Source organism: Mariniluteicoccus endophyticus (assembly GCF_054780035.1).
Map to the genome: position 1 here is coordinate 73571 of NZ_BAAGXC010000035.1, position 6865 is coordinate 80435.

Below are 6865 nucleotides of genomic sequence, written 5' to 3' on the forward strand. Positions count from 1 at the left end.
AGAAGGAGTCGGGCGGGGATGACCGACACGGGAACAGGGCGACAGGCAGCGGGCACGCCCGTCCAGGCGACGGGCAAGGCGATCGGTGCGGGGCTGTTGTCGACGCTGGCGCTGCTGATGGGGCTCGCCTCGTTCGGGATCGACCTGTACCTGCCGGCGTTCCCAGTGATGACGACGGAGCTGTCGACCACGGCGACCGGGGTGCAGCTATCGCTGACGGCGTTCCTGATCGGCGCTGGGGCCGGGCAGCTGGTGTTCGGGCCGTGGTCGGATCGCGCCGGCCGGGTGGTGCCGCTGGTGTTCGGGGCGGTGCTGTTCGTCGCCGCGAGCGTGACCGCCACGCTCGCAGGCAGTATCGAGCTGCTCGTGGCCGCCCGGCTGGTCCAGGGCCTGGGCGGGGCGGCGGGGATGGTGATCGGCCGGGCGATCATCCTTGACCGTGCTCGCGGCACGGAGGCGGCACGGGCGTTGAGCATCATGATGCTCATCGGCGGGATCGCCCCGATCATCGCCCCGGTCGCCGGCGGTGCCCTGGTCGGCCCGGTCGGATGGCGGGGCCTGCTCGGGATCGTCACCGGCCTGGGCGTGATCGCCCTGGCATGCGTGCTCGTGTTCGTGCGGGAATCGCTGCCCCGCGAGATCCGCAGAGCCCGTGCGGGCACGGCGCGGCGCGGTGACTGGCGGGGCCTGATCTCGCGGGCCTATCTGGGGAACACGGCCGCGTATGCGTTCGGGATGGCGATCATGATGGCCTACATCTCCGCCTCACCGTTCGTCTACCAGGACATGATCGGCCTGAGCGCGGCCGCCTATGGGATCGCGTTCGCGATCAACGCCGTCGGCCTGATGATCGCCACCACTGTCGCGGCCCGTCTTGCCGGTCGCGTCTCGCTGCGCGGGTTGACCCTCACCGGCCTGACAATCAGCCTGGCCGCGGTCGTCGCGATCGTGATCCTCACCCTCACCGACGCACCCGCCGGGTGGCTGATGGTGCCCCTGTTCGTCGCGATCGCCCCGCTCGGGCTGGTGTTCGGCAACGCGACCGCCCTGGCCATGTCCGCCGTGCCCCCGGCCGCGACCGGCGCAGGGTCGGCGCTGCTCGGGGCGGTGCAGTTCGCCCTCGCCGGCCTCGTCGCCGCCCTGGTCGGCATCGCCGGCGAGCACACCGCCATCCCCCTCGGGGTGACCATGCTCGCCGCCGCGATCATCGCGCTCCTCGGCCTGCTCCTGGCCACACCCCGACCACGGCGGGAACCCGCCGCCTGACCCCCGGCGGCCCTCTATCCATCTCGTTCGATCCATAAGGAGAAGAAACCATGACTCGCATCCATGTCCTCGGCGGCACCGGGTACGCCGGCAGCCGCATCGTCCGCGAGGCCGCCAAGCGTGGCCACCAGGTCGTCTCGTACAGCCGCTCCATCCCCGACAAGCAGACCCCGGGCGTCGAGTACCGGGCCGGTGACGTGCAAGACCCCGCGTTCCTGGCCTCAGCATTCGAGCACACGGACGTCGTGATCTCGGCACTGTCCACCCACGGCGGGCTCGCCGGCAAAGGCCGCCTCCGCGCCCTGCTGTCCACGGCGGCAGGGCTCGCCGCGGAACGAGGCGTGCGCTTCGGGGTAATGGGCGGGGCCGGCTCGCTCCTGATCGCACCAGACGGGCCCCGCCTGGTCGACACCCCCGGCTTCCCCGAGGTCGCCAAGCCCGAATCCCTCGAACTCGCCGGAGCCCTCGACGACCTCCGCGCGAACACCGACGACCGCCTCGACTGGTTCCTCATCAGCCCCGCCGAGAACTTCGGCAAGCACGCCCCCGGCACCGCCCGCGGCCACTACCGCATCGGTGGTGACATCCTCCTGCGCGACGAGAACGGCGTCTCGGAGATCTCCGGCGACGACATCGCCCTCGCCATCACCGACGAGATCGAGAAGCCCGCCCACCGCCGCACACGCTTCTCCGTCGCCTACTGACCACCGAAGAGCGGACGCACTCCACCGACCCCAGGCCGCAGGCCGCGTCGGTGAACGAGGCGAACCGAGAACCGAGTTCACCGTACCTGATGCGCCGATAGAAATAAGGCGGTACTGCCTCGGGGCGTGAGGAACGAACTGGTGACAGGTTCGGTTTAGGCCGCGAGCGTGAGCGGCTCGGCTAGCTTGGCTTCGAACTCGATGGGCGTCAAGCCGCCGAGGGTGTCCTGGGCTCGTTGCCGGTGGTACTTCCGCTCGATCCAGACGACGATCGCGAGTCGCAGCTCCTGCCGTGTGTCCCAGCGCTGCTGGTTGAGCACGTTCGTTTGAAGAAGCGACCAGAAGCTCTCCATCGCCGCGTTGTCCCCGGCGGCGCCGACGCGGCCCATCGATCCGACCATGTCGTGACGGCGCAGCTCGCGGGCCATCGCCCGGCTCCGAAACTGGCTGCCCCTATCGGCATGCAGGATGCAGCCGGCGACCTCACCGCGGCGCGCGACGGCGTTTGGGACGGCGTCGACGGCGAGTTTCGCGGTCATCCGGTCCGAGATCGAGTAGCCGACGATTCGGTTGGAGAACACGTCCTTGATCGCGCAGCAGTACAGCTTGCCTTCGCTCGTCCAATGCTCCGTGATATCCGTGAGCCAGAGCCGGTTCGGGGTATCGGCGCGGAACACCCGTTGCACGTGATCGTCGAACACCGGCGGGCAGGCCTTCTTCCCCTTCCCGCGGCGCTGGCGTTGCGCGGACGAGAGGATCCCGGCCTGCGAGCACAGCTTCCACGCCGTCCGCCGGCTCATCCGCCACCCCGCTCGGCGGGCTTCGTCGGCGAGGTATCGATACCCGAACGTCGGGTCGTCGTGGTGCGCGTCATGCAGTGCGTTGATCCGATATGCCCAGAGCACGTCCGCGTCGCGGACAGGGTTGTTGCGCCACCGGTAGTAGGCCTGGCGGGCGAGCTTGAGGACCCGACACGACACCGTGACGGGGATGGGGTCCTCGGCGAGCTCAGATACGAGCGGGTACGTCATTTTGGGGAGCCGCCGAGGCGCAAGTTCGCCTGCGACAGATACGCCGCTGCACGACGGAGGACCTCGTTCTCCTGCTCGAGCAACCGGATCCGCTTCTTCAGCTCGCGAGCCTCGGCCGCATCCGCGGCGGTCTGACCGGGACGGTTCCCGTCTTCGACATCGGCCTGGCGGAGCCTGTCAACGACGGCCGAAAAGTGAGCAGGAATTGACGCCTGAAAACTGAGCAGGTCCGGGCGCCGTCCGACTGAGATCACAGGCCAAAAGCGCCTCCTTGGACAAGGATCACGACGCCCAAGATGATCAGGACGAGTGGGAACAGGATGTGTTCGGACTTCTCGAGGGACTCGTCGATGCCCGGCCGGGTGGCCACGAACTTCGCAATGGCCACGAGGACTGCGACGAACAGCAGGAAGACTGCGCTGTAGGTCAGGATGCTGGCTGGACTGACACTGAGGAAGACGGGGACGTAGACACCGATGTTGTCCCCGCCATTGGCGAAGGTCACAGCCGCGACGGTCAACGGCGCGACCTTCTTGCGGTCATCGAGCTCGTCATCGTCCTCGCCCTGCCATGCCTCCCACGCGGCGCGAAGCCCCAAGAGCAGGGGGATCAGACCGAAGTAGGGGATGGCGGATTCCGGCAGGGCCAGGCTCGCGCCCCAAGTAGTCAGGAGAGCCGCGCCAAGGATGCCCAGGAATCCCAGGTACTGACCCACGACGATGCGTCGCGTGGTTCCTGCGCGGCCAGCGCCACGAGCGAAGAACAGCGACAACACGATGACGTCGTCGATGTTGGTCGCGACGAACAGGCCGACGGCCTGGATCATGGTGGCCAACATCAGCGGACCTCCTGGCAGGCGCTATCGCTGCAGGCCGGATCGAGACAGGGTGCGGCGTCGTTCACGGCCAGTGTCACCTCGACCAGCGAAGTGAGAGCGTCGCGCAGGTGATGATCGGCGATGTTGTAGCGGACCTTGCGCCCCTGCATCTCGGCCACGACAATGCCGCAGTCACGCAGGCAGGCCAGATGGTTCGACACGTTCGACCGGGTCAGGTCCAGACTCTGGGCGAGTTCGGCGGGATACGAGGGCGCATCCAGCAGGCTCAACAGGATGCGCGCTCTGGTGGGGTCAGCCAGGGCCCGTCCGATGCGGTTCAGGGCGTCAAGACGCGAAGCAATGGTCAGCATGTACTGAATAGTACAGCAGCAGCTGACGTGTTGATGGTGAGCCCTGGCGCGAGGTGGGGTGCCCCCAGCCACGCATCTTCTTCTCTGCCCCTAGTTGTTGCGGTCTTTGGTGAGGAGTTCTCGGCGGGCGCGGGTGCGGTAGGACTCGCCGGAGAGGGCGAGGACTTCGGCGTGGTGGACGAGGCGGTCGATCATGGCGGCGGCGATGACGTCGTCGGAGAAGGTTTCGCCCCAGCGGCCGAAGGGCAGGTTGCTGGTGACGATGATGGAGCCTTGTTCGTAGCGGGACGCGACGAGTTGGAAGAACAGGTTGGCTGCGTCGGCGTCGAAGGGCAGGTAGCCGACCTCGTCGACGATGACCAGGCGGTACCGCTTGATCTTCTTGAGTTCGGCGTCGAGTTGCCCTGCCTGATGGGCGGTCTGGAGTCGGCTGATCCAGGCGCTGGCGGTGTCGAACAGGACGCTGTGGCCGTTTTGCGCGGCCTTGATCCCCAGGCCGATCGCGAGGTGGGTCTTGCCGATGCCGGGCGGCCCGAGCAGGACCACGTTCTCGGCCTTCGACACGTAGGTGGAGGTGGCGAGGTGGGCGAGGTGGGCGAGCAGGTCGCGGCGTAGGGACGGGAGGTGGTCGTAGTTGAAGTCCTCGAGGGTCTTCATGGCTGGGAAGTGGGCGGTGCGGATCCGCATCATGGTGCCGGCGGCTTCCCGGTCGGCGGCTTGGCGTTCGAGGACGGCGGCGAGGTATTGCTCGTGGGACCAGCCCAGGTCGCGGGCCTGGTCGGCGATCTCGGACCAGGTCTTGGCGATGGTGGGCATCTTGAGCACGCGGGTGAGGAAGGCGAGCTGGGAAGCGATCCGTTCCCCGTCCTGACTGGTAGACGCTGTGAAGCCCGTGGTGGTGGTGGGCTGGGTGTTCGGGGCGGTGGTCTTGCTGGTCATGAGGCTCCTTGGTGGGTGTGGAAGTCGACGCCGAACAGGGCGTCGTAGTCGGGCAGGGCGCGGATCGCGACGACGTGTCCGTCGTCGTGGGCGCGGGTGGTCGGGGTGTGGCGGGCGCGCTGGTTGTAGGCGTGGCGCAGGTCGTGGGCGATGCGCTGGTGGGCGGGGTCGGTGATCGTCTGGCCCGTCGCCCAGCAGCGGGTGTGGAGCCCGACCAGGGTGTCGTCACACAGGATCCGGACCTGGTCGCCGGTGGTGGTCGCGGTCACGAACCGGCCGATCGCGCGCGGGTCCGCGGAGTAGTCGTTGCCGTCGATACGGATGTAGTAGTCGCGGGCGAGGCGGACTCGGTGGTGCAGACCCACGACGGGCGGCAAGGGTGGCAGGTCGAGCATCGCGGCCCGATCCGTGGTCCAGCGTTCGGTGGGGCTGGCCCCGAGGGCGCGGATACGGCGCTGGTTGGCGTGGGTGGCCAGCCAGTCGGTGACCTGGGTGTTGAAGTCGGCGGGGCTGGTGAAGACCCGGCCGGGCAGGAAGGACGTTTCGAGGTAGCCGTTGCGGCGTTCGACCAGGCCCTTGAACTCCGGGTCGCGGGGCGGGGCGAGGTGGAGGCGGACACCCAGCGTGCCGGTGAACGCGGCGGCCTCGGCCGAGGGTTTGCCGGTGCCGCCGATCGCGGCTTCCCGATCCCACACCAGCGTTCGCGGGACGCGCCCCCACTGGGTGAGGATGTGCCACATGCCGGCCAGGATGTCGCCGGCCTTGCGGGAACAGATCATCACCGCGCTGGTGTGGCGGGAGTAGCCGCAGGTCATGGTCAGCACCGGCAGGATCCGTTCGGTGCCGTGGCCGACGGGGATGGCTGTGGCGGGGAACCACAGGTCGCACTGGGCGAGTTCGCCGGGCTGGTAGGTGATCCGGTCGGTGGGGTCTGGTGGCTGGAAGTACGGGCGCAGGATGCGGATGCGGTCCTTGAGGATGGTCATGGAGTGGCCCCAGCCGATGCGTTCGGCGATCACGGTCGCGGGCATCGTCGGGTACTGCGCGAGGAGTTGGCGGATCTGTGTCTCGAACGGGTCGACCAGCGACCCGGACGGTGGGCGGTGGTACTGGGGTGGCCGGTCGGACTTGAGCGCGGCGGCGACGGTGTTGCGGGAGATGCCCAGATGGCGGGCGATGGCGGCCTTCGAGAGGCCCTCAGCACGGTGCAGCCGACGGATCTCGGCCCAGTCCTCCACAGTGATCACCCCTGACAGGTTCCTCCGGGCTGCTCAGTTTTCGCCCGTCGTTTCCTGCATAGGTTTCACCCGTCGTCGACAGAGCCAGTTCTGCAGCGTCGCTTCGCTGATCCCGAAGTCGGTGGCGATCTGTTTGATGGTGACGCCGCTCTCGCGGCGACGAGCGACCGCGACGACGTCCTCGCGGAATTCTCTGGGATAGGGACCGGGCATGATGACATCCTCCCCGCCAGCGCCTCCCGGCACTAACGATCAGTTGTCACCCATTCGTTCCTCACGCCCATCAGTTGTCACCCATTCGTTCCTCACGCCCTTGCGGGAACAGGCGGCAGCGGGTTGAGCGGCTTGTTTCCGCGTGGGATCAGGGCACCCGCGGGGACGCCCCTCCCAAGGGAGAGGCCGATGACCCACGGATCGGCGCGTCGGCGGAACTGGGCTGACCCCGTTTCGTAGGTCCGGTCGTTATGCGAGTCGTCCTGTTGCCCGCGGTGGCGGGCAG

8 protein-coding genes and 1 pseudogene are annotated in these 6865 nt (G+C 68.1%); 2 read left to right on the top strand and 7 right to left on the bottom strand.

Annotated features, from left to right (window positions below):
- Positions 1-18: 18 nt before the first annotated feature.
- Together ACYVGD_RS15500 and ACYVGD_RS15505 are read left to right on the top strand one after the other, a co-directional pair.
- Complete coding sequence (locus ACYVGD_RS15500; protein WP_460744685.1) at positions 19-1266, top strand: multidrug effflux MFS transporter; 1248 nt, start codon at positions 19-21, stop codon at positions 1264-1266.
- Positions 1267-1316: 50 nt separating this feature from the next.
- On the top strand, positions 1317-1970 hold the full coding sequence (locus ACYVGD_RS15505; RefSeq protein WP_460744686.1) for an NAD(P)-dependent oxidoreductase: 654 nt from the start codon (positions 1317-1319) through the stop codon (positions 1968-1970).
- 155 nt (positions 1971-2125) lie between these two features.
- On the opposite strand, the gene ACYVGD_RS15510 is transcribed toward ACYVGD_RS15505, so the two are convergent.
- The 7 genes and pseudogenes from ACYVGD_RS15510 to ACYVGD_RS15540 all read right to left on the bottom strand — a co-directional run.
- Positions 2126-3001 carry an IS3 family transposase gene (locus ACYVGD_RS15510; RefSeq protein WP_460744687.1) on the bottom strand — a complete coding sequence of 292 codons (876 nt, stop codon included), beginning with the start codon at positions 2999-3001 and terminating at the stop codon, positions 2126-2128.
- Entirely contained in the window at positions 2998-3255 is a 258-nt protein-coding gene (locus tag ACYVGD_RS15515; protein WP_460744688.1) for a transposase, read from the bottom strand. Before ACYVGD_RS15515 ends, ACYVGD_RS15510 begins: the two co-directional genes overlap by 4 nt.
- Positions 3252-3839 (bottom strand): cadmium resistance transporter, encoded by a 588-nt coding sequence (locus ACYVGD_RS15520; RefSeq protein ID WP_390620221.1) that lies wholly within the window; start codon positions 3837-3839, stop codon positions 3252-3254. The genes ACYVGD_RS15515 and ACYVGD_RS15520 overlap by 4 nt, the downstream gene beginning before the upstream one ends.
- Entirely contained in the window at positions 3839-4189 is a 351-nt protein-coding gene (gene cmtR, locus ACYVGD_RS15525; RefSeq protein ID WP_050347461.1) for a Cd(II)/Pb(II)-sensing metalloregulatory transcriptional regulator CmtR, read from the bottom strand. The genes ACYVGD_RS15520 and cmtR overlap by 1 nt, the downstream gene beginning before the upstream one ends.
- 90 nt (positions 4190-4279) lie before the next feature.
- Positions 4280-5128, bottom strand: a complete 849-nt coding sequence (gene istB / locus ACYVGD_RS15530) for an IS21-like element helper ATPase IstB (protein WP_460744689.1) — start codon at positions 5126-5128, stop codon at positions 4280-4282.
- Complete coding sequence (istA, locus tag ACYVGD_RS15535) at positions 5125-6375, bottom strand: IS21 family transposase (protein ID WP_460744690.1); 1251 nt, start codon at positions 6373-6375, stop codon at positions 5125-5127. Before istA ends, istB begins: the two co-directional genes overlap by 4 nt.
- Positions 6376-6447: 72 nt before the next feature.
- Positions 6448-6579 (bottom strand): annotated as a pseudogene (locus tag ACYVGD_RS15540) (transposase); the annotation flags it as partial.
- Between the last annotated feature and the right edge of the window lie 286 nt (positions 6580-6865).

What these genes read in the sequence shown, in the direction of transcription:
- istB (WP_460744689.1), bottom strand. Translation starts at nt 5,128, where the DNA reads ATGACCAGCAAGACCACCGCCCCGAACACCCAGCCCACCACCACCACG.
- ACYVGD_RS15505 (WP_460744686.1), top strand. Translation starts at nt 1,317, where the DNA reads ATGACTCGCATCCATGTCCTCGGCGGCACCGGGTACGCCGGCAGCCGC.
- ACYVGD_RS15510 (WP_460744687.1), bottom strand. Translation starts at nt 3,001, where the DNA reads ATGACGTACCCGCTCGTATCTGAGCTCGCCGAGGACCCCATCCCCGTC.
- ACYVGD_RS15500 (WP_460744685.1), top strand. Translation starts at nt 19, where the DNA reads ATGACCGACACGGGAACAGGGCGACAGGCAGCGGGCACGCCCGTCCAG.
- cmtR (WP_050347461.1), bottom strand. Translation starts at nt 4,189, where the DNA reads ATGCTGACCATTGCTTCGCGTCTTGACGCCCTGAACCGCATCGGACGG.
- ACYVGD_RS15520 (WP_390620221.1), bottom strand. Translation starts at nt 3,839, where the DNA reads ATGTTGGCCACCATGATCCAGGCCGTCGGCCTGTTCGTCGCGACCAAC.